At 66.2% G+C, this 22,875-nt stretch carries 17 protein-coding genes; 7 read left to right on the top strand and 10 right to left on the bottom strand.

The annotated features are described in order from the left end of the window. Position 1: 1 nt before the first annotated feature. From HV681_RS00190 to HV681_RS00175, 4 genes are all read right to left on the bottom strand, one after another. Complete coding sequence (locus HV681_RS00190; RefSeq protein WP_175121150.1) at positions 2–991, bottom strand: Bug family tripartite tricarboxylate transporter substrate binding protein; 990 nt, start codon at positions 989–991, stop codon at positions 2–4. 271 nt (positions 992–1,262) lie between these two features. After that, on the bottom strand, positions 1,263–1,820 hold the full coding sequence (locus HV681_RS00185) for a DUF1415 domain-containing protein (protein WP_175121149.1): 558 nt from the start codon (positions 1,818–1,820) through the stop codon (positions 1,263–1,265). Between the two features lie 69 nt (positions 1,821–1,889). Further along, on the bottom strand, positions 1,890–3,362 hold the full coding sequence (locus HV681_RS00180; protein ID WP_062841085.1) for a M20 family metallopeptidase: 1,473 nt from the start codon (positions 3,360–3,362) through the stop codon (positions 1,890–1,892). Between the two features lie 66 nt (positions 3,363–3,428). Continuing rightward, a complete protein-coding gene (locus HV681_RS00175) occupies positions 3,429–4,346 on the bottom strand; it encodes a LysR family transcriptional regulator (RefSeq protein WP_175121148.1) in 918 nt (305 codons plus the stop codon). 156 nt (positions 4,347–4,502) lie between these two features. Between HV681_RS00175 and HV681_RS00170 the strand changes: the two genes are divergently transcribed. Together HV681_RS00170 and HV681_RS00165 are read left to right on the top strand one after the other, a co-directional pair. Further along, a complete protein-coding gene (locus HV681_RS00170; RefSeq protein WP_175121147.1) occupies positions 4,503–5,459 on the top strand; it encodes an alpha/beta hydrolase in 957 nt (318 codons plus the stop codon). A 19-nt stretch (positions 5,460–5,478) separates the two neighbouring features. Then, a complete protein-coding gene (locus HV681_RS00165; protein ID WP_175121146.1) occupies positions 5,479–6,462 on the top strand; it encodes a Bug family tripartite tricarboxylate transporter substrate binding protein in 984 nt (327 codons plus the stop codon). Positions 6,463–6,564: 102 nt separating this feature from the next. Here HV681_RS00165 and HV681_RS00160 read toward each other — a convergent pair whose 3' ends face one another. Both HV681_RS00160 and purL read right to left on the bottom strand, forming a co-directional pair. Continuing rightward, complete coding sequence (locus tag HV681_RS00160) at positions 6,565–8,196, bottom strand: methyl-accepting chemotaxis protein (RefSeq protein WP_175121145.1); 1,632 nt, start codon at positions 8,194–8,196, stop codon at positions 6,565–6,567. Positions 8,197–8,443: 247 nt separating this feature from the next. Next, a complete protein-coding gene (purL, locus tag HV681_RS00155) occupies positions 8,444–12,493 on the bottom strand; it encodes a phosphoribosylformylglycinamidine synthase (RefSeq protein WP_175121144.1) in 4,050 nt (1,349 codons plus the stop codon). A 359-nt stretch (positions 12,494–12,852) separates the two neighbouring features. Here purL and HV681_RS00150 point away from each other — a divergent pair, with 359 nt between their 5' ends. The 3 genes from HV681_RS00150 to HV681_RS00140 all read left to right on the top strand — a co-directional run bounded on the left by HV681_RS00150 (position 12,853) and on the right by HV681_RS00140 (position 15,804). Further along, positions 12,853–13,395, top strand: coding sequence for a TRAP transporter small permease (locus HV681_RS00150; RefSeq protein ID WP_175121143.1), 543 nt, complete (start codon positions 12,853–12,855; stop codon positions 13,393–13,395). After that, positions 13,392–14,690, top strand: coding sequence for a TRAP transporter large permease (locus tag HV681_RS00145; RefSeq protein ID WP_175121142.1), 1,299 nt, complete (start codon positions 13,392–13,394; stop codon positions 14,688–14,690). Before HV681_RS00150 ends, HV681_RS00145 begins: the two co-directional genes overlap by 4 nt. Before the next feature lie 85 nt (positions 14,691–14,775). After that, positions 14,776–15,804 carry a DctP family TRAP transporter solute-binding subunit gene (locus HV681_RS00140; protein ID WP_175121141.1) on the top strand — a complete coding sequence of 343 codons (1,029 nt, stop codon included), beginning with the start codon at positions 14,776–14,778 and terminating at the stop codon, positions 15,802–15,804. A 152-nt stretch (positions 15,805–15,956) separates the two neighbouring features. On the opposite strand, the gene greB is transcribed toward HV681_RS00140, so the two are convergent. The 3 genes from greB to HV681_RS00125 form a co-directional block, all read right to left on the bottom strand. Beyond that, positions 15,957–16,508 carry a transcription elongation factor GreB gene (gene greB, locus HV681_RS00135; protein WP_056319052.1) on the bottom strand — a complete coding sequence of 184 codons (552 nt, stop codon included), beginning with the start codon at positions 16,506–16,508 and terminating at the stop codon, positions 15,957–15,959. Positions 16,509–16,575: 67 nt separating this feature from the next. Beyond that, positions 16,576–17,421 carry a 3',5'-nucleoside bisphosphate phosphatase gene (locus tag HV681_RS00130; RefSeq protein ID WP_175121140.1) on the bottom strand — a complete coding sequence of 282 codons (846 nt, stop codon included), beginning with the start codon at positions 17,419–17,421 and terminating at the stop codon, positions 16,576–16,578. Positions 17,422–17,490: 69 nt separating this feature from the next. Further along, positions 17,491–18,423, bottom strand: a complete 933-nt coding sequence (locus tag HV681_RS00125) for an alpha/beta fold hydrolase (protein ID WP_175121952.1) — start codon at positions 18,421–18,423, stop codon at positions 17,491–17,493. Between the two features lie 296 nt (positions 18,424–18,719). Between HV681_RS00125 and cfa the strand changes: the two genes are divergently transcribed. Beyond that, positions 18,720–19,910 (top strand): cyclopropane fatty acyl phospholipid synthase, encoded by a 1,191-nt coding sequence (cfa, locus tag HV681_RS00120; protein ID WP_175121139.1) that lies wholly within the window; start codon positions 18,720–18,722, stop codon positions 19,908–19,910. A gap of 69 nt (positions 19,911–19,979) precedes the next feature. Here cfa and HV681_RS00115 read toward each other — a convergent pair whose 3' ends face one another. Further along, positions 19,980–21,602, bottom strand: a complete 1,623-nt coding sequence (locus HV681_RS00115) for a GMC family oxidoreductase (RefSeq protein ID WP_175121138.1) — start codon at positions 21,600–21,602, stop codon at positions 19,980–19,982. 309 nt (positions 21,603–21,911) lie between these two features. Here HV681_RS00115 and HV681_RS00110 point away from each other — a divergent pair, with 309 nt between their 5' ends. Next, positions 21,912–22,802, top strand: a complete 891-nt coding sequence (locus tag HV681_RS00110; RefSeq protein WP_175121137.1) for a LysR family transcriptional regulator — start codon at positions 21,912–21,914, stop codon at positions 22,800–22,802. Positions 22,803–22,875 lie beyond the last annotated feature (73 nt).

The raw sequence follows: 22,875 nt of genomic DNA, 5'->3' as shown, positions 1-22,875 counted from the left end.
CTTAAGCCTTCAGGTCGGTCTTGGGCACGCCGTTGGCCTTGATGACCTGCGCCCACATGGCGGATTCGTCGGCAATGACCTTATCCAGATCTGCGGACGAGGTGAACTCCACGGCCACGCCCTGCTCCGCAAATTGCTGGACCAGGCTGGGATCGCGCGTGCCTTCGCGCACGGCGTGCTCCAGCGTCTTCACGACGTCGGCGGGCATGCCGGCGGGGCCGGAGATCATCATGCGGGTGTAGAGCTCGAAATCGTCGACGCCCGCTTCCTTCATCGTGGGGACATCGGGCAGACTGGACAGCCGCTTGTCCGCAGTGACGGCCAGCACTTTCAATTTGCCGGACTTGATGTTGGGCAGCGCCGAGGTCGGGAAGTCGAACGTGCTTTGCACGGTGCCCGCCATCAGGTCCAACAGCGCCGGACCGCTGCCCTTGTAGGGCACGTCCTGGAATTGCGTGCCGGTCTTCGACTGGAAATGCAGCAGCGCGAGATGATTGATGACGCCGCGGCCGGCATGCGCGCAGGTGATGTCGTTGGGCTTTTTCTTGGCCAGGTCAATGAACTCCTGCACGGTGTTCACGCCCAGGTCGGGATGCACGATCAGCAGCATGGGCGATTTGCCCATGGATCCCAATTGCTTGAAGTCCGATGGCTGGTACGGCAGGTTGTTGTAGAGCAAGGGGTTGAGAATCATGCCGTTGGTGCCGGCAAAGCCCAGCGTGTAGCCGTCGGGCTCGGCCCGCGCCACCGCGACGGTGGCGATGATGGCCTGCCCGCCCGGGCGGTTTTCAACGACGACGTTCTGCTTGAGGGTCTTGCCCATGCGGTCGGCCAGCGCGCGCGCGGCAATGTCGGTCAGCCCGCCGGGCGCAAAGCCCACCAGCAGACGCACGGGACGCGTCGGAAAGGCGTTCTGCTGGGCCCAGGCCGGGCGCGAGATCAACGGCAAGGCGGCGAGCGCGCCCAGGGCATGACGGCGGGTGAATCGCATACGGCTCTCCAGACAAAGGCAAAGGCCAACGCGCGGCCGATGGGGGCCGCGAGGCAAGACAATGAAAAGGGGAAGGACGTACAGGCCGCCGCCGATCGGCGACGGTCACAATGATCGTATGTTGTATGCAATACAACCGACGGGCTATCTAGGGATATCCCGGTAACAGCCTGGGTGATGGACGCGATACGGGACCCGATGCCGAACCCGATGCGGGGACTTGATGTGGGCCGAGTCGCGGCCCGATCAAGGCCCGATCAAGGCCCGCCGATCAGGCCTTCGTCATCAGCTTTTTCCACCCTTCCAGCCCGAGCTTGTTCATCGTGTCGATGTTCTTCTCGTAGATCTCGGCGGCATCCGGGAACGACTCCACCGCGCGGTCGATGCTGTCTTCGCGCAGCAGATGCAGGATGGGATAGGGCGAGCGGTTGGTGTAGTTCTCGATGTCGTCCGGCTGCGTGTCGGCGAACTGGAATTGCGGGTGGAAGGTGGCCACCTGCAACTCGCCCACCAGACGCATGCGCTTGAGCAGACGATCGGACAGGTCTTCGAAGTCGTTGAACTCCATGAAGTCGTCCAGCGCGTCGGGGATGATGAGCAGCGTGGTGTCGATCTTGTCCGGATCGGTTTCGGCCAGCAGCGCCAGCTCGTCCTGCAGGTCGGTCAGCACGCCCTCGGCGTCGGTGGCGTCGCTGACGGCAAAGCGGATCTGGTCCTTGACCTGCACCGCCTTGGCGAAGGGACAGAGGTTCAGGCCGATCACCGCCTGGTTCAGCCAGTGGCGGGTTTCTGCGACCACGTTGGCGTAGGCGTCGGAAGTGGAAATCATGGAATCAGTCCTGGAAATAGAAAGAGCGCAAGGCCGACGGCCCCGCGCTCTGCATGGCACGCGTGCAGGTCAAGCGGCCGGCATGGCGGCCATGGTCTGGGCCACGGCGGCGGTCAGCTTCTTGCCGTACGGCACGTGCAGGAATTCGTTGGGGCCGTGCGCGTTGGACTTGGGACCCAGCACGCCGCACACCATGAACTGCGCCTGCGGGAAGCCCTTTTGCAGGATGCTCATCAGCGGAATCGTGCCGCCCTGGCCGATGTAGCCGCAGGGTGCGCCGTAGTACTGCTGCGAAGCGGCGTCCAGGGCCTGCGTCAGCCACGGCACCGTGGCGGGCGCATTCCAACCGGTGGCGGCGCCTTCGTTGGCCTTGAAGATGACCTTGGCGTTATAGGGCGCGTCGGCTTCGAGCAGTTCCTTGATTTCCTGCGAGGCGGCCACCGCGTCCACCAGCGGCGGCAGACGCAGCGACAGCTTGAAGGCGGTGCGCGGGCGCAGCACGTTGCCGGCGCTGGACAGCGGCGGCAGGCCTTCGGCGCCGGTCACCGACAGCGTGGGGCGCCACGTGCGGTTCAGCAGCGCCTGCTCGGGTTCAGTGGTCATGGGCAGCACGAAGCCGCCGTCGGCGCCGCAGCTCCAGGGGAAACGGCGCCACACTTCGTCGCCCAGGATGCGCGCGGTGGCGCTGACCTGTTCGATGCGTTCGGCGGGGATTTCGCAGTGCAGGCTTTGCGGCAGCAGACGGCCGGTGCCGCTGTCTTCCAGGCGGTCCAGCAGGTGGCGCAGAATGCGGAACGAGGACGGGACGACGCCGCTGGAGTCGCCCGAGTGCACGCCTTCGTCCAGGACCTGGACTTCCAGCGTGCCCGACACCATGCCGCGCAGCGACGTGGTCATCCAGAGCTGGTCGTAGTTGCCGGCGCCGGAATCCAGGCACACTACCAGGGCCACGTTGCCCAGGCGGTCGCGCAGCGCGTCGACGTACGGCAGCAGGTCGTAGCTGCCGGATTCTTCACAGGTCTCGACGATGCCGACGCAACGCGGACGCGGGATGCCCTGCTTGTCCAGCGCCATGATGGCGGTCAGCGAAGCGTACACGGCGTAGCCGTCGTCGGCGCCGCCGCGGCCGTAGAGCTTGCCGTCTTCGTACTTGGGCGTCCACGGACCGAGTCCGGCACGCCAGCCCGAGAATTCAGGTTGCTTGTCCAGGTGGCCGTAGAGCAACACGGTGTCGCCGTTGTCACTGCGGGTGGCGGGCGCGTCAAAGAAGATGACGGGCGTGCGGCCCGGCAGGCGCACCACTTCCAGCTTCAGGCCGGAGACTTTTTGCGCTTCGACCCACTGCGCCGCATCGCGCACCACGCGCTCGATGAACGCGTTCTTTTCCCAGTCGGCGTCAAAGGCCGGGCTCTTGGCGGGAATGGCGATGTAGTCGGTCAGCGCGGGGATGATCTCGTTGTCCCACTTGTCGTCCACGAAGTCCTGGAGGGCTTTGGGATCAAGGGTGGGCGGCAATGCGTCTTCGGGGATGCGTGCGTTCATGGCGCTGGCTTCCTGTGTGCGGGAAAGGGGCAAATCGCTATTTTATGCCTGCGCGGGCAAACGGCGTTATTTGGCTGCGTAAGCCTCGATGCGGCTCCACACCTCGCGGGCCAGGGGCTTGGTGTTGCCGACCGACTGGTACAGGCGGATTTCCATATGGATGTCGTTGCGGGCGCCGTCGGCGCGGACCAGCCGGCCGTCACGCAGGTCGGGTTCGACGAGCGTGTGCGGCAGCCAGGCCAGGCCGAAACCCTGGCGCGCCATGGCGTGCAGCGCGTCGGCCAGGTCGGACTCGTAGGTGGTATGCAGCAGCGGCACCTCGCACAGGCCGCGCAGTTTGTCGTGCAGGATGCGGCCCAGCGACATGCTGTCGGCGTAGGCCAGGAAAGGCACGGGCGGGTCGGACGCCAGTTTGGGCACCGCGAACCGGGGGTGACGGCCGCCGGGCGCCACGGGCGCGCTCACGGCCACCAGCTTGTCGGCACCCACGCGCCGGCAACGGTAATTGGGATTGTCGATCTTGGCGTACAGCGGTTCGTGGGCATGGCACAAAAGGAAATCGACCTCGCCGTCCCCCAGCATGTCTACGCCGTAATTCAGCGTCGTGGTGATCACCTTCAACTGAAACGCGGGCAGGCTGCGCTGCACGCCGGCCATCAGCCCCGGCAGCACCGAGTGCGCCAGCGTCTTGCCTGATGCGATGGTGATCTTGCGGGCGCGTTCCTGTTCGGGTTTCTGCAGCGCTTCGCGCGTCTCGTGCAGGATGTCCAGCACGTCGATGGCGGCGGCCAGCACGCTACGGCCGGCGGCGTTCAGCGTGGACACCTGGTGGCCGCGTTCGACCAGCGGCACACCCGCCCAATCCTCTAGCGCCTTGATGCGGCGCCCGAACGCCGGGTGCGTCACGTTGCGCGACTCCGCGGCCTGAAACAGGTTGCGCGACTTCGACAGCGCGACGAAGTCTTCCAGCCATTTGATGTCCATGCGTCTTCTCCTGCCCCGCCCCATGTCTGTCCGGGGCTGGATGCGTGTTGGCCAGCGGCTCATCGGCTGTGCCTGTTCGGCACAACGAGTGCGCATTTTGCACAAGACAGAAACACCTTGCAACTAATATCCCCGCATCCACTCCTGGAAAACCCTATGTCCGACATCCCTGTCCAGCTCAAGTCCATCCGCAGCCATTACCTGGGCGGCGTCGAAGTCGTGGCCGGCGGACTGCCGATGCAGCAGCAAAAGGTGGTCGGCAATGCGTCGCCCCGGCTCATCGACATGAACGGCGGCTACAGCGTCGGCCAGTTGTATGTCCAGGAGTACCGCCTCGCCGAGCCGACGCGGCCTTACCCCGTCCTGCTATGGCATGGCGGCGGCATGACCGGCGCGCAATGGGAAAGCACGCCGGATGGCCGCGACGGCTGGTTGTGGCGCCTGCTGCAGGCCGGCTACGACGTCTTCGTGTCCGACGCGCCGGAACGCGGCCGCGCCTCGTGGGCGATGTTTCCCGAGGTCTACGACTCGGCCCCCATCTTCCGATCCAAGGAAGAAGCGTGGCGGCTGTTCCGCATCGGCCCGGCCTCGGGCTATGCGCCGGCCGGCGAACCGCGCCAGGCGTATCCGGGACAGCAGTTTCCCGTCGAGGCGTTCGACACCTTTTCCAAACAGTTCGTCCCGCGCTGGCTGACGCACGGCGACATGGCGCTGGACGCCTATCGCGCGCTGCTCGACTTCGTGGGTCCTTGCATCCTGGTCGGCCACAGCCAGGGCGGCGGCTTTGTCACGCAGCTAGCGCAGGAATATGCCGCGACCGTGCGCGCCGTCGTGGCCGTCGAACCCACCGGCACCCCGGCCCAGGCCTCCTGTCAGTTGCCCCCGCAATTGCTGGTCTGGGGCGATCACTTCACCGCGGACGACACCTGGCAGCGCTATCGCGCCCAGACGGACGCCTATTGGAACGCCCTGCGCGCGGCCGGACAACGCGCCGACGTGCTGGACCTGCCCGCTGCCGGCATCGCCGGCAACTCGCACTTCTGCATGCTGGATCGCAACAGCGACCACATTGCCGGATTGATCGTCGATTGGCTCGATCGCAGCCTCGACTAACCTTCTCGTGGAGATACAGATGACCCTGAAGAAAACCACCATCGCCCTGGCGCTCCTGACCGGCGCCACGCTGGCGGCCGGCGCTTCGGCCCAGCAGTCCGACTACCCGAGCAAGCCCATCCGCATGATCGTGCCGTTCGCCCCGGGCGGCACCGCCGACATCATCGGCCGCGTCTTCGCCGCGCAACTGGGCACCGAGCTCGGCGTCACGGTGGTGGTCGAGAACAAGGCCGGCGCAGGCGGTTCGATCGGCACGCGCTACGTCGCCGACGCCGCACCCGACGGCTACACCATCCTGCTGGCCTCCTCCAGCACCCACGGCACGAACCCCGCCGTCTACAAGAACCTGACGTACGATGCGTCGCAGGACTTCACGGCCATCACGCAACTGGTCACCGTGCCCGGCGTGCTGAGCGTCACCAAGGACTTCCCCGCCGCCGACCTGAACGCGCTGATCGCGCAGTCGAAGGCCAATCCGGACAAGTACACGTACGCGTCGTCCGGCGCGGGCGGCCTGGGCAACCTGGCCATGGAACTGATGAAGTCGATGACGGGTTCGCACCTGATGCACATCGCCTACCGCGGCGCGGGCCCCGCTTTCACCGACGTGATCAGCGGCCAGGTGTCGATGATCTGGGAACCGGTGCCGGCCTCGCTGCCCTACATCAAGAGCGGCCAGATCCGCCCGATCGCCATCGCCGCCGACGTGCGTTCGCCGGAACTGCCCGACACGCCGACCTTCAAGGAAGCCGGCCTGACGCGCTATGAAGCCAACGCGTGGAACGGCCTGCTGGCCCCGAAGAACCTGCCGGAAGCCGTGAAGACCAAGCTGCACGACGCCTCGGTCAAGGCGCTGAACACGCCGGAAGTGAAGGCCAAGATGGCCAGCCTGGGCGGCACCGTGGTGGCCGGTTCGTCGGACGCCTTCCAGCAAGTGATCGCCAGCGACGTGAAGAAGTGGAAGAACGTCGCCAACGACGCCAAGATCCAGCTCGACCAGTAATGCAAAAGGCCCCGGCGCGTCATGCGTCGGGGCCTTGCGTGGTACATGCAAGCCGGCCTTCGGGGCCGGCTTTTTATTGGCGCGTAACTTTGGCGGGCGGAATCAGGCGCCGATGAGGGCCGGTTCAGCGCCGCGGTTGTCCAGCGCGGGAGCTTCAGCGTCGATCACCCGGCCGGATTGCAGTTTGAACACCGCAACCGCGTCGCGCAGGCGCTGGGCCTGCGTTTCCAGCGATGCCGCCGAGGCCGCGGCCTCTTCGACCAGCGCCGCGTTCTGCTGCGTCACGCTGTCCATCTGCGACACGGCCTGGTTCACCTGCTCGATGCCCTGCGACTGCTCCTCGGACGCGCTGGAGATCTCGTTGATGATGTCCGCCACGCGGCGCACCGACGTCACGATCTCCTGCATGGTGGCGCCGGCGGCCTCCACCTGGTCTGAACCCACCGAGACCTTCTGCACGGAGTCGTCGATCAGGCCCTTGATCTCCTTGGCGGCGGCTGCGCTGCGCTGCGCCAGCGCACGCACTTCGCTGGCCACCACGGCGAAACCCTTGCCCTGCTCGCCCGCGCGCGCGGCTTCGACCGCGGCGTTCAGCGCCAGGATGTTGGTCTGGAAGGCAATGCCGTCGATCACGCCGACGATGTCGGAGATGCGATGCGAGCTGTCGGCAATGCCGCGCATCGTGCCGACCACGTCGCCGACCGCCTGGCCGCCGCGCGTGGCGACTTCGGATGCCGCCATCGCCAGTTGCGCCGCGCTGCGCGAGCTGTCGGCATTGTTCTTCACGGTGGAGGACAGTTCGTCCATGCTGGCGGCGGTTTCTTCCAGCGAGGCAGCCTGCTGCTCGGTGCGCGAGGACAGGTCGATGTTGCCCGCGGCGATTTCGCGCGAGCCGGTGTGGATCTCTTCAACGCCCAGACGGACGGCCGACACCGTGCGCGCCAGGCTGTCCTGCATGCGCTTGACGGCGCCGTACAGGACGCCGATCTCATTGTTGCCGCGCTGCTCGATGCGGTTGGTCAGGTCGCCGCTGGCGATGCGGTCGAACAGGCGCCCGGCTTCATGCAACGGACGGAAGACGGCGCGGCCGAAGACCACATACAGGCCCACGACCAGTGCGGCCACCACGACCAGCAGACAGATCAGGAAGACGATCGCGGTATTGATGCGCGCGGCGGAATCGCGCGCCACGCGCTGGCCGACTTCGTCGGCGAAGTCGACGTATTGCTGGTTGGCCTGGGTGAACTTGGTGCCCAGCGGGCTAACCTTTTCCTGATTGATGCGGCCGGCCTCCTTGGCGTCGCCGGCGCGAATGGCGGCGATCATCGGGCCGATGGCCTCGCGCACGTAGACGTCGTAGGCGGCCAGCGCCGCCTCGAACAGAGGCTTGCCCTGCGGCGACGTTTCCGGCAGCTTGCGCGCGGCTTCGATCTGACCGGTGGCCTTGGTGACGTAGCTGTCCATGCGCTGCATGTTGCTGGCCGTGGTGTCCAGGCTCTTGCCTTCGAGCAGCGCGCTATGCGCCGCCAGCAGCACCACGCGGGCGCGCAGCAGGTCCGACGCCGCGTCGTCCAGCGAATTGGCGCGGACCAGGTTGGTGTCCAGCATCACCTCGATCGAGGTGCGGTTGGAGGTCAGTTGCTGGTAGACCGCGATGCCGGTCACCAGAAAGAGTGCAAAGAAGACGGCCAAGGCGGTCGTCAGGATTGCGCGGATACTTAAATTCTTGAACATTGAAAGCCACTCCGGGGGTTGCGTAACGCTTTCCCCTTAACGGCGCAATGCAATGAAAAGTTAAATATTTCACCGGGTTACATGCGTTGAGCGGACCGCGGGGCGGACAGCTTGTGCGCCTGCCGCCAGCGCTCCCCCCTTCGGCGGCGGAATCATCGCCGCCGCGGCAAGGCCGTCAACGCAAAACCGCCGCGGACGAGCCGCGGCGGTTTTGGTGGCCAGGGGTTCGGGGCTTAGCCCGAAACGCCTACTTCAGCCAAGCGCGCGCGTTGCGGAAGATGCGCATCCACGGGCTGAACGCACCGCCCGAGTCCGCATTGCCCCACTTCTCGGGCGCCCACGACATCATGACGTTGCGGGTCACGCGTTCCGGGTGCGGCATCATCACCGTGAAGCGGCCGTCGGCCGTGGTGACCGAGGTCAGGCCGCCCGGGCTGCCGTTCGGGTTGAACGGATAGGCTTCGGTGGCTTGGCCATAGTTGTCGATGAAGCGCGCGCCGGCCAGCACGCGGCTGGCGTCGCCCTGCTGCGAGAAGTCGGCAAAGCCTTCACCGTGGGCCACGGCGACCGGCACGCGGGCGCCTTCCATGCCGGCAAAGAAGATGGACGGCGACTTGGCGATTTCCACCATCGACAGACGGGCTTCGTACTTTTCGGACTGGTTGCGCGTGAAGCGCGGCCAGTGCTCGGCGCCCGGGATCATGGGCGCCAGCGCGGCCATCATCTGGCAGCCGTTGCACACGCCCAGCGCAAAGGTATCGGGACGCGCGAAGTACGCGGCGAATTGATCCGACAGCTTGCTATTGAAGCGGATGGTGCGCGCCCAGCCGTCGCCGGCGCCCAGCACGTCGCCGTAGCTGAAGCCGCCGACGGCGACCAGGCCCTGCATCTGGGCAAGGTCCAGGCGACCGGACAGGAGGTCGGTCATGTGGACGTCGATGGCCTCGAAGCCCGAGGTATCGAAGGCCCAGGCCATTTCGACCTGGCTGTTGCAACCCTGCTCGCGCAGGATGGCCACGCGCGGACGCTTGCCGGTATTGATGAACGGCGCGGCCACGTCCTCTTGCGGGTCGAAGGCCACGGTCGGGCTCATGCCCGGATCCTTGGTGTCGTTCCAGACGTCCAGTTCAGCCTGGGCGCACGCGGGGTTGTCGCGGCGCGCCATGATGCGGTGCGAGACTTCGGACCACGCGCGGCCCAGATCGGCGCGCGGCTGGCCCCAGACCTTGCGGCCGTCGCGGTAGAACTCGACTTCGTCGGCGCCGTTCAGGCCGCCGATGACGTGCGAGTGGGCCGACAGGCCGGCGCCGCGCAGGACCTGCATGACGGCGTCGCGCTGCGAGGCCGGCACCTGGATGACGGCGCCCGCTTCTTCCGAGAACAGGGCCTTCAGCGTCAGTTCGTCGCGCTGCACGGCGACCTGTTCCGGACGGATCTTGTAGTCGCCCCAATCGGCCGACTGCGGATCGAAGGTCAGCATGTCCAGATTGACCGAGATGCCGGTACGGCCAGCGAAGGCCATTTCGACCAGCGTGGCGAACAGGCCGCCATCGGAACGGTCGTGATAGGACAGGATGGTGCCGGCTTCGGCCAGCGTGCGGATGGTGACGAAGAAGGCGCGCAGGTCTTGCGGCGCGTCGATGTCCGGCACGGTCTGGCCGACCTGGTTGTAGGTCTGCGCCAGGATCGAGCCGCCCATGCGGTGACGGCCGCGGCCCAAGTCGATCAGGATCAGGACGCTGTCGCCGGCGTCGGTGCGCAGTTGCGGGGTCAGGCTGGCGCGGACATCAGCAACGGGTGCGAACGCCGTGATGATCAGCGACACGGGCGCCACGACCTGGCGCTGCTCGCCGTCCTGTTCCCAGGAGGTCTTCATGGACAGGGAGTCCTTGCCGACCGGGATAGACAGGCCCGTGGCCTGGCACAGTTCGCTGACGGCGGACACGGTGTCGTACAGCGCGGCGTCTTGCCCGGCCACGCCGCAGGCGGCCATCCAGTTGGCCGACAGCTTGATGTCTTCAAGGCGCGCGACGTCGGCCGCCGCCAGGTTGGTCAGGGCTTCGGCCACGGCCATGCGGCCCGAAGCCGGGGCGTCCAGCATGGCGATGGGGGTGCGTTCGCCCATCGACATGGCTTCGCCGCGGAAGCCTTCGTAGTCGGCCAGCGTGACGGCGCAGTCGGCGACAGGCACCTGCCACGGACCGACCATCTGGTCGCGGCTGGACAGACCGCCAACGGTGCGGTCGCCGATGGTGATGAGGAAGGACTTGTTGGCCACGGTGGGGTGGCGCAGCACGCGGTAGGCGGCTTCGGTCAGGTCGATGCCGGCCAGGTCCAGCGGCTCGGACACGCCGGGCAGGCGGGTGACGTCGCGCGTCATGCGCGGCGGCTTGCCCAGGATGACGTCGATGGGCACGTCCACGGGGCGCACTTCGGCGTCGCCTTGCGGGCGGATCGTGTCCAGGCCGGGCAGGCCTTCGCCGTCCACCACGCGCAGCTGGCGCTCTTCGGTGGCCACGCCCACCACCGCGTACGGGCAGCGTTCGCGGCGGGCGATGGCGTCAAAGCGTTCGAGGTCTTGCGGGAGGATCGACAGGACGTAGCGTTCCTGCGATTCGTTGCTCCAGATTTCGGCGGGCGACAGGCCCGATTCTTCGAGAGGCACGCGCTTCAGGTCGAAGATGGCGCCGCGGCCGGCGTCGTTGACCAGTTCGGGGAATGCGTTGGACAGGCCGCCCGCGCCCACGTCGTGGATCGCGATGATGGGGTTGTTTTCGGCCTGCTGCCAGCAGCGGTCGATGACCTCTTGGGCGCGGCGTTCGATTTCGGGGTTGCCGCGCTGGACGGAGTCGAAGTCCAGTTCAGCCGAGTTGCTGCCCATGCTGATGCTGGAGGCGGCGCCGCCGCCCATGCCGATGCGGAAACCCGGGCCGCCCAATTGGATCAGCAGCGCGCCGGGGGGAATCACATCCTTGTGCGTGAGGCCGGCGTCGATGCTGCCCAGGCCGCCCGCGATCATGATGGGCTTGTGATAGCCCCAGCGCGTGCCGCCGGCGGTCTGCTCGAACGAGCGGAAGTAGCCCAGCAGGTTGGGACGGCCGAATTCGTTGTTGAACGCGGCGCCGCCGATGGGGCCGTCGATCATGATGGACAGCGGCGAAGCGATGCGATCCGGCAGGCCGTGGTGGTCGGCTTCCCAGGGTTGCAGTGCGTCGTCAAAGCGCAGGTGCGACACGGTGAAGCCCGTGAGGCCCGCCTTGGGCTTGGAGCCGCGGCCGGTGGCGCCTTCGTCGCGGATTTCGCCGCCGTTGCCGGTGGACGCACCGGGGAACGGGGCGATGGCGGTCGGGTGGTTGTGCGTTTCCACCTTCATGAGCGTGTGCACGGTGGTGTCGCGGCGGATGTACTTGGCGCTGTCGGCGCCCTGGCCTGCCAGGCCCGGCACGCCGGCCTGGAAGCGCTGCGCAGGGCCGCCTTCCATGATGGCGGCGTTGTCCGAGTACGCGACGACGGTGCCTTGCGGCTGCGCCTTGTGCGTGGCGCGGATCATGCCGAACAGCGTGTTGGGCTGCGACTGGCCGTCGATGACCCATTCGGCGTTGAAGATCTTGTGGCGGCAGTGTTCGCTGTTGGCCTGCGCGAACATCATCAGCTCGACGTCGGTGGGATCGCGGCCCAGGTCGGTGAAGGACTTGGCCAGGTATTCGATCTCGTCGTCGGACAGGGCCAGGCCCAGCGTGGTGTTGGCTTCGACCAGCGCATCGGCGCCGCGCGTCTGGACGTCGACCGTGCGCATGGGCTTGCCGGCCAGCGGCTGGAACAGCGCCTGGCCGTCGAAGCTGGCGTCCACCACGGTTTCGGTCATGCGGTCGTGCAGGCAGTCGGCCGCGCGCGCCAGCATGGCTTCGTCGAGCGACTTGGCGCCGAGCAGGCCGCGTTCGGGCGTAATGACATAGCGCACGCCGCGTTCAATGCGATGCACCGACGACAGGCCGCAGTTGTGGGCGATGTCGGTGGCCTTGCTGGCCCAGGGGGAGATCGTGCCGAGGCGCGGGATCACCAGCAGGGACACGCTTTTGGCGGGCGCGTCACCCGTGGCGGGCGTGCCGTAGTCGAGCAGTTGCGACAGTTGCTGCTGCTGTTCGGCCGTCAGGGCCGCGTCGGTGCTGACGAAGTGCTCGTAGCGGGCGGATATGTCGGCCACCGGCAGGCCGGCTTCCTTCAATTGCGCCAGAAGGCGATCACGTCGAAAGGAGGACAGGACGGAGGAACCAGGCAGATGCTGAACTAGGGACACGATGCGGGCGCCGTATAAAGAGGGGTGCAAAGCAGGGATTTTACCCGTTTAAGGGGTTTTCCCGGAGCCGAAGTTCGCGGCGGGTTCCAGCGGTCCGATTTGGCCATTGTTACAAAAGAATTCCGCACGCCGCGCACTGGCATGGTGCAAAGCAATATCGCCGGCGCCACGGGACGGAAGGCGGCCCTTTTGCCCTCCCGGCGGCGTTCCCGCCCCGCCACGTTGATGCGGCGCAGCATGTTGCTTCGACCCCGCATTGCGGGAAAACACGAAGACCTGGCCCGGCAGCGCAACGGTAGGATGCAGCGACCCTTCCAACAAGAAAAGCGCCTTTCGGCGCCCGCTGGCCGCTGCCTCAAATGTCCCGCCCCGAAGCCCCCGCCGAGCCCGTAGAACCGATCATCCCCGTAGAAGCAGATCCCGCCGTGAAGGTGCCGCTGGCCGTCGAGGACTGGCTGGCCGTGATCCTGCTGGCGACGTTGGCCATCATCACTTTCCTGAATGTGCTGGTGCGCTACTTCACCGATCAGTCGTTCGCCTGGACGGAAGAAATCTCCGTGTTCCTCCTGATCGTGCTGACGATGGCGGGCGGCAGCGTGGCGTTCGTGCGCAATCATCACATCCGCATCGAGATCCTGGCGGACTCGGGCTCGCCGCGCCGCCAGCGCATCATGGCGCTGATCTCGAACAGCTGCGTGCTGGGATTCTTCGTGCTGCTGACCGTGCTGTCGGTCAAGCTGGTGTATGACGAATACATCTACGAGGAGACCTCGCCGGCCATCGGCGTGCCGACCTGGTGGTATTCGATCTGGCTGCCGGTCATGGCCGCCGCGATTTCGCTGCGCACGCTCGGCACGCTGCGCCGCCTCGTGCGCGCGCCGGGCCAGGAAGCCCAGCGATGATCGCCGCCATTCTCTTTACCGTCTTCATCGTCCTGATGATCATCGGCGTGCCGGTTGGCGTCGCGCTGGGCATTGGCGGCACGGTGGCGATCGTGCTGACCAACCTGGATACGCCGTGGTATGGCCTGCTGACGGTGCCGCAGAACTTCTATGCCGGGCTGGCGAAGTACCCGCTGCTGGCGATTCCGATGTTCGTGCTGGTGGGTTCCATCTTCGACCGCTCGGGCGTGGCCAAGCGGCTGGTGGACTTTGCGATTGCCATCGTCGGACGCGGTCCGGGCATGCTGCCGCTGGTGTCGATTGCGGTGGCCATGTTTCTGGGCGGCATCTCGGGCTCGGGACCGGCCTGCGCCGCGGCCGTGGGCGCGGTGATGATCACCGCAATGTCGCGCGCCGGCTATCCGGGGTCGTTCTCGGCGTCCGTGGTGGCCGCCGGCGCCGCCACCGATATCCTGATCCCGCCATCCGTGGCCTTCATCATCTATTCCGTGCTGGTGCCGGGCGCATCGGTGCCCGCGCTGTTTGCCGCCGGCATGATTCCGGGCATCCTGGCCGGCTTTGCGCTGATCATTCCGGCCGTGTGGCTCAGCCGCAAGTACAAGATGGGCGCGCTGGAAGCGCACCTGCCCCGCCCGCCGTTCTGGAAGAGCCTGCGCGAAGCGTCGTGGGGGCTGGCGGCCCCCGTGCTGATCCTGGGCGGCATGCGGATGGGCTGGTTCACGCCGACCGAGGCCGCCGTCGTCGCGGTGTTCTATGGCCTGTTCGTGGGCGGCTTCATCCACCGCACCATCAAGTTCCGCGACCTCTACACCATCCTGCGCGAAGCCGCCGAGCTGTCCGCCGTGATCATGCTGGTGGTGACGCTGGCCGGGATCTTCGCGTGGGCCCTGTCGACGCTGAGCGTGATCGACCCGATCACGCATGCCATCGTCAATTCCGGCCTGGGCGAATGGGGCGTGCTGGCGCTGCTGATCCTGCTGCTGATGACCGTGGGCATGTTCCTGGACGGCATCTCGATCTTTCTGATTTTTGTGCCGCTGCTCATGCCGATCGCCAATGCCTACGGCTGGGATCCGGTGTGGTTTGGCGTGATTTTGACCTTGAAGGTGGCGCTGGGCCAGTTCACCCCGCCGCTGGCCGTGAACCTGATGGTGTCGTGCCGCATCGCGCGCGTGCCGATGGAATCGACCGTGCGCTGGGTGGTGTGGCTGCTGGGCGCGATGTTCATGGTGCTGGTCGCAGTGCTGGTGTTTCCCGAACTGGCGCTGTGGCTGCCGCGCAAGCTGGGTTATTGAGAGAGGCTGGACGGGGCCGGCCCGGCAAGGGTTCCCGGCCATGGATGACAACAACAGAAAGACTCGCAGAGAGAGGAGACGCAACATGAAATTCCGCAACCTGATCGGCGCGGCGCTGTGCGCGGCAGCCGTGGTGGGCATGGCGCCCGTGCATGCGCAGAACTACAAGCCCGAGTACAAGCTCTCCATCGTCGTGGGCACCACGTTCCCGTGGGGCCAGGGCGCCGAGATCTGGTCGAACCTGGTGCGCGAGCGCACCGAAGGCCGCATCAACATCAAGGTCTACCCCGGCACCTCGCTGGTACAGGGCGACCAGACCCGCGAGTTCACGGCGATCCGCCAGGGCGTGATCGACATGGCCGTGGGCTCGACCATCAACTGGTCGCCGCAGGTCAAGCAGCTGAACCTGTTCTCCCTGCCCTTCCTGATGCCCGACTACGCCGCCATCGACGCGCTGGTGCAAGGCGACGTGGGCAAGGACATGTTCAAGCTCATCGAAAAGGCCGGCGTGGTGCCGCTGGCCTGGGGCGAAAACGGCTACCGCCAGGTCAGCAATTCCAAGCGTGAGATCAAGCGGCCCGAGGACATGAAGGGCATGAAGCTGCGCGTGGTCGGGTCGCCGCTGTACATCGACACGTTCACCGCACTGGGCGCCAATCCCACGCAGATGAGCTGGGCGGACGCGCAGCCCGCGCTGGCCAGCGGCGCGGTCGACGGCCAGGAGAATCCGCTGTCGATCTACACGGGCTCCAAGCTCTACACCGTGGGTCAGAAGTACCTGACGTTGTGGAACTACGTGGCCGATCCGCTGATCTTCGTGGTCAACCGCGAAGTCTGGAATTCCTGGTCGGAAAAGGATCGCGACATCGTGCGTCAGGCCGCGCTGGACGCCGGCAAGCAGCAGATCGTGATCGCGCGCAAGGGCGTCACGCCCGAAGACCCGTCGCTGCTCAAGGAAATCGCCGGCCACGGCGTGACGGTGACGACGCTGTCGCAGGCCGATCACGACGCGTTCGTGAAGGCCACCAAGCCGGTCTATGAAAAGTGGAAGAAGCAGATCGGCGAGGACCTGGTCAACAAGGCCGAAAAGTCGATCGCAGGACGCAAGAAGTAACCCGCAAGAAGCAAACCGCGAAAGTTTCGCAGCAAGCCCCAGGGGAACCGGCGGCGCAAGCCGCCAACCGAGGCAGGGACGCTAGAATCCCGCCCACCAAACGGGCGCCGGCCACAACCGGCGCCCGTTATCTTTTGGGGCGTCTGACTTCCCTATTCCGGATAGCTGACTTCCAGAATATCCAGCTCATCGATGCCAGCCGGCGTGCGCAGCACCACCGTGTCGCCTTCCCGCGCCTTGATCAGCGCCCGCGCCACCGGCGAGATCCAGCTGATCTTGCCGGCCAGGGGCTCGGCCTCGTCCACGCCGACGATGGTGACGGTGTGTTCCTCGCCGGCCTTGTCCACGTAGACGACCGTGGCGCCAAAGAACGCCTGGTCGCGGTTGGGTTGGGCCTTGGGGTCCACGACTTCGGCAATATCCAGCCGCTTGGTCAGGAACCGCATGCGGCGGTCGATCTCGCGCAGGCGCTTCTTGCCGTAAAGGTAGTCGCCGTTTTCCGAGCGGTCGCCGTTGGACGCGGCCCACGACACCACCTGCACGACGGCCGGACGTTCCACGTTCATAAGCTGGGTCAGTTCGCCACGCAGGCGCTCGTAACCCTCGGGCGTCATGTAGTTCTTGGTGCCGGCCGGCAACGCTTGGGCCTGCGGCAGATCGTCGTCGTCCTCGTGGTCGGACTCTTTAACAAAGGCTTTATTCATGGCGGTTGCATCGCGATGGCGCGATCACTGTCGAAGCTTTCGGAATGAGCGGCGCAGGCCGCCCGCGTCAGAACCAGTCGTGCCAGACCGGCTTCAGGTCGGATGGCAGCGGCGGCAGTTGGCCCAGGTCCATCCGGCTTTCCTTGGGACTGTGGAAGTCCGACCCGCGCGAGGCCAAAAAGCCGTAGCGGCGCGCCACCTCGGCGTACTGGCGGGCTTCTTCCACGGTGTGGCTGCCCGTGTTGACCTCGATGCCCACGCCACCCAATTGCAGGAATTCGTCGAACAGCGCGGCAAACTGCAGGGGCGTGTACTTGTAGCGGCCCGGGTGGGCGATGACGGCCTGGCCGCCCGCGCCGCGGATCCAGCCCACGGCGTCGGCCAGCGTGGCCCATTGCATGGGCACATGGCCGGGGCAGTCGTCGCCCAGATGCTTGTTGAAAACGGTTTGCACGTCGGGGCAATAACCGGCTTGCACCAGGTATCGCGCAAAGTGCGTGCGGCTGATCAGTTCGGGGTTGCCGGCAAACGGCAGCGCGCCTTCGTAGGCGCCGGGCATGCCCATGTCTGCCAGGCGGTCGCCGATGCGCTTGGCGCGGGCCGCGCGTCCCGAGCGGGTCTTGCGCAGGCCTTCGACCAGCGCCGCGTTGGTGGGATCAAAGCGCAGGCCGACGATATGCACGGTCAGGCCGGCCCACGTGACGGAGACTTCGACGCCGGTGGCAAAGCGCATGCCCAGCTCTTCTGCTGCAGCGGAAGCTTCGGCGATGCCGCCCACCTCGTCGTGATCGGTCAGTGCCCAGACATCGACGCCATTGGCGAACGCCCGCTGCGCCACGTCCCGGGGCGCGAGCGCGCCGTCCGAAACGGTGGAATGGCAATGCAGGTCGATGTTCAGGGTGGGCGATTTCATCCGGCTATTGTAGAGAAGGCCCGGCGGCACGCCTAGCGCGGTGCCGTCCCCACATTGCCGCCCGTCCGGTCAGGACAGCAGAAAATCCGCCACTGGATTGACCTGATCGTCCGCGATCAGCGTGGGCGCGTGTCCCACGCCCGGCACCTCAAGCGCCTGTGCACGCGGATTGCGCTGGCGCATTTCTTCGACGGTGGCGCGCGTCAACAGGTCGGACAGTTCGCCGCGCACAATCAGGATCGGGCAGTCCAGCGCGTCATACGACCGCCACAGGATCTGCTCGCCCGCCGCCAGTTCTTCGGGCGTCTGGGCCGCCAGCGCCTGCGCGATTGCCAGGTCGTAGTGCTTAACCCACTTGTCGCCCTGCTGCGGGTACAGGTATTTGGCCAGTTCTGCCCATTGGGCGTCGGTATGCGGACCGAAGGTTTCCGAATTGGCGCGCATCGTCGCCACGGCCTCTTCGAAGGTGGCGAATTCACCAGGCGCGCCCACGTACTGGCCGATGCGCGACAGGGCGCCGTTTTCCAGACGCGGGCCCACGTCGTTGAGCACCAGTTTGTCCAGGCGCAGCCCCTGGTCAGGCGGCAGCATGCCGGCATGCGGGCGCATTGCCAGCATGGCCTTGGCGAACGCGGCGGCGCCTGACAACGCCATGCCGATCAACCCGCCCATCGACGTGCCGACCCACGACAGGCTGCCCGGGCGCAGGCGCGCGATAAGCGTCACCATGTCGGACACGTACTGGGGCACGGTGTAGAACGCCGGATTGACCAGCCAATCCGACCGGCCGCGGCCGACCACGTCGGGGCAGACCACGCGGTACGTGCCCGCCAGCCGGCGCGCCAGTGCGTCGAAGTCGCGCCCGCTGCGGGTCAGACCGTGCACGCAGAGCAGCACGCGGTCATTGGCGGGATCGCCCCATTCCCAATAGGCCATGCGGTGCAGGCCCGCCGGGCTGGCGCACGTGACGAATTCCAAACGGGGTTCCAGGCTGGCATCCACTTCGATAGGCTCCACGATCGGCGCGCGCCGGCACGGCTGCGCCACTTTGGCCGCTATCTTATCGGTTATGCAACGCCGGTGCGGCCTGCTCTGGACTATCCCGGCGGTCGTGGCTACGATCCTTGCATTCTTCGAGCGCCCGTCCTTCGCCCGCTTTCTGCCCGGCCCGCCGCGCATTGCCGTTGGCTATGGGCCCGATGCAATCATTAAATTGGAGTTGCATACCTTTCAAGGCGCACAGTAAAAAGCTTCAGGCATTGCCAGATCAGTCATCCCAAAATTGATATGGAGTCCGTATGCAGCAAAGCAGTCCCGTCACCCCGCTGACCGAGCAGCCTGCCGGTCAACCCAGCGTCATTCCCCCTCCCCCCGCCCCCCCGAAAATCCTGCAGGACCTGATGGCGCGCGCCGACGTGCAGATCAACGGTTCGCGGCCCTGGGACATGCAGGTGCATGACAAGCATATGTACGAGCGGGTGTTCGCCAGCTGGTCGTTGGGGCTGGGCGAGTCGTACATGGACGGCGAGTGGGACTGCGAGCAATTGGACGAGCTGTTCACGCGCCTGCTGCGCGCCGACATGGGATCGGCGGCGCTGGGCGTGGCACGCATCAAGCTGATCGCCGAACACCTGCGCCACAAGCTGTTCAATCTTCAGTCCAAGCATCGTGCGTTTGAAGTCGGTGAGCAGCATTACGACGCCGGCAACGACGTGTTCGAGGCGATGCTCGACAGCCGGATGATCTACTCCTGCGCGTATTGGGAACACGCCCAGACGCTGGAGGAGGCGCAGGTCGCCAAGCTGGACATGATCTGCCGCAAGCTGCAACTGAAGGAAGGCGAGACGCTCCTGGACATCGGCTGCGGCTGGGGCGGACTGGCCAAGTTCGCGGCCGAACGCTACGGCGTCAAGGTCACGGGCGTGACCGTATCCAAGGAGCAACTGGCCCTGGCGCAGGAACGCGTCAAAGGCCTGCCCGTGGAGCTGCTGCTGCAGGACTACCGCGATCTGCAAGGCCGCTTCGACAAGGTGGTGTCGGTCGGGATGTTCGAGCACGTCGGGCCGAAGAATTACGACACGTACTTCACCAACGTGCAGCGGCTGATGGCGCCCGAAGGCATTTTCCTGCTGCACACCATCGGTATCGCGGCCACCAGCCAGAGCACCGATCCGTGGATCGACCGCTACGTGTTTCCCAACGGCAAGCTGCCGTCGGCGCGCGAAATCGCGACGGCCGTCGAAGGCCGGTTCATCGTCGAGGACTGGCACAACTTCGGGGCAGACTACGATCGCACGCTGATGGCATGGTGGGACCGCTTCGAGCAGGCCTGGCCCACGCTGGAGTCGCGCTACGGCACCCGCTTCTACCGGATGTGGAAGTACTACCTGATGTGCTGCGCGGGCTTTTTCCGGTCGCGCGAAGGGCAGCTTTGGCAGGTGATCCTGACGCATCCGCAGCGTCAGGAGACATACCGGTCGCTGCGTTAGACCCGCCGCATTCGCGCGTGTCCAGGCAAGCCGCCCCTGACCGGGCGGCTTGTTGTCATTGGCGGACGGCTATCGCGCCGCCCCCGCCTCTTCCCGGATCATGTCCGCCGCGCGCTCCGCAATCATGATCGTCGGCGAATTGGTGTTGCCCGAGGTGATGCGCGGCATGATCGACGCGTCGGCGATGCGCAGGCCTTGCAGCCCATGCACGCGCAGCCGCGCGTCCACCACCGCGCCGCTGTCGGCGTCCCGGCCCATCGCGCAGGTGCCCACCGGGTGGAAGATGGTGGTGCCGATCTTGCCCGCCGCCTGGCGCAATTCTTCTTCGGTCTGGAATGCCGGACCCGGCAGCCATTCGTCCGGCCGGTATCGCTGCAGGGCGGGCGCGGCGGCAATGCGGCGCACCAGGCGAATGGAATCGGCAGCCACGCGCAGGTCGTCGTCGGTGCTCAGGTAGTTGGGCCGGATGACGGGGGCTTCGCTGCCCTTCTGCCCCGCCGGTCCTTGCGCGTGCACGCTGCCGCGCGACGTGGGGCGCAGGTTGCAGACACTGGCGGTGAAGGCGTCGAAACCATGCAGGGGTTCGCCGAATGCACCCAACGACAGCGGCTGCACGTGGAATTCGACGTTGGCGCGGTCCTGGCCGGGATCGGATTTGGCGAACAGGCCCAATTGCGACGGCGCCATGCTCATCGGACCGCTGCGGCTCACCAGATACTCCAGCCCGATGCCCGCCCTGCCCAGCCACGTGGACGCGATACGGTTCAGCGTCTTGACGCCGTTCACCTTGATGATGACGCGCAATTGCAGATGGTCCTGCAGGTTCTCGCCCACGCCGGGCAAGGCGTGGCGCAGCGTGATGCCGGCTTCGCGCAGGCGCGCGGGCTCGCCGATGCCGGAGACTTCCAGGAGGTGCGGCGAGTTCACCGCGCCGGCCGCCAGCACCACTTCGCGCCGTGCGCGCAACGACGCCGCGCGGCCGTTCTGGTTGACGCGCACGCCGACGCAGTGCTTTTCATCGAATTCAAGCTGTTCGGCCAGCGCGCCAGTCATCACATGCAGGTTCGGGCGCTTGCGCACCGGCCGCAGAAACGCTTTGGACGTATTCCAGCGCCAGCCGCTGCGCTGGTTGACCTCGAAATAGCCGCTGCCGAAGTTGTCGCCGCGGTTGAAATCCTGCACGCGCGGGATGCCTTCCTGTTCGGCCGCCGAAGCGAAGGCTTCCAGGATGTCCCACCGCAGGCGCTGCGACTCCACGCGCCATTCGCCGCCCGCGCCGTGGAATTCATCAGCGCCCCGGTGATAGTCCTCGCTGCGCTTGAAGACCGGCAACACCTGATCCCAGCTCCAGGCCGCGTCGCCCGACAGCGCGGCCCAGTCCTCGTAGTCCTGCTTCTGGCCACGCATGTAGATCATGCCGTTGATGGACGAACATCCGCCCAGCACGCGGCCGCGCGGATAAATAAGCGAGCGCCCGCCCAGCCCCGGCTCTTCGGCGGTTCGATACATCCAGTCCGTGCGCGGGTTGCCGATGCAATGCAGGTAACCGACGGGGATGTGAATCCAGTGATAGTTGTCGCGCCCGCCGGCTTCCAGCAGCAGCACCTGCACGGCGGGGTCGCGGCTCAGGCGGTTGGCCAGCACGCAGCCGGCCGACCCCGCGCCCACGATGATGTAGTCGTATGTCTCCATAAGCTCTTCTTATCAAGTTGCGGGCCCGAAACGGACGCCGGCACGGTGAGCCGCCCCGGCTACGACGTTGGACGCGCGCCGGGAATCTGGCAAGACTCTGGCGCAGGACGGGGCGGCTGTCCAATGAAATGTTGAAAAGGGGATTATTAGCGTCTCTAATAATGCTCGGCAGTTTCCACGCTTGGTCGGGTGCGGGTGGGTGTCAGACACCCCTGATTTTGTAGGACTGAATGAGGTGTCTGACACCACCGGTTTTGTAGGACGAAATGAGGTGTCTGACACCCTCCAACGCGATTTCCGGGAGCATCCATGGACCTGAAGCACATCCGCACGTTTGCCGCCGTCGCGCGCGAAGGTAATTTGACGCGCGCGGCCGAGCATCTGCATTTGACGCAGCCTGCGCTCAGCCTGCAGCTCAAAAATTTTCAGGAGTCGCTGGACCTGACGCTGTTTGCGCGGACGGCGCAAGGGTTGGCGCCTAACGCGGATGGGCGGGCGTTGTTGCCTTCGGCGCAAAGGGTGCTGGACGCGCTGGATGACTTTCAGCGCGCCATCGGCGCGTTGCGCGATACGGTGCAGGGCGAATTGCGCATCGGGACGATCCTGGACCCGGAATTCCTGCGGCTGGGCGCCACGCTGCAGTATCTGGTCGAGCACTACCCGAAGATCCGCCCCACCCTGCGGCACGGCATGTCCGGATCGGTCGGCCGGCAAGTGCGCGCCGGAGAATTGGACGTGGGGTTCTTTCTGGGGCCACACGCCCGGGACGGCAGCCAGCCCTCCGGCCTGCACGCCCAACCGCTTGCTTCCTTTTCCTATTACGTCGTCGCCCCAAAAAGCTGGAGCGCGCAGGTCGCGGGACGGGGCTGGGCGGAAATCGCCGCGTTGCCGTGGATCTGGACCCCGCCGGATTCAGTCCACCACCGCCTGCTGTCCGACAAGTTCGACGCCCTGGGCATTACGCCGCACGCGGTGGCCGAGGTGGATCAAGAGGCTTCGATGCTGGATCTGGTGCGCTCGGGCGTGGGCTTGTCCCTCGCGCGCGACGCCATCGCGCTGCGCGAATCGCAATCCAGCGGTCTGCAACTTGTGAAAGGCCTGTCGATCCAGGCGGAGCTGTCCTTCATCACCCAGGCGGCGCGGCGCGACGATCCGCTCGTCGCGGCCGCCTTTGCCGCGGTGCAGGCGGCATTCGCCTGATTTGGCTGTCGGCCGCCCCACGTCCCGACGGCCAGTCATGCTGCGCTGCGCCAAACGGGTGCAGGGCGCACAC

Origin of the sequence: Achromobacter animicus (assembly GCF_902859585.1) — a bacterium.
GTDB classification, from domain to species: Bacteria; Pseudomonadota; Gammaproteobacteria; order Burkholderiales; family Burkholderiaceae_B; genus Achromobacter; species Achromobacter animicus.
The sequence above is the reverse complement of the archived record's forward strand: the minus strand, read 5'-3'. Positions and strand labels throughout refer to the sequence as shown.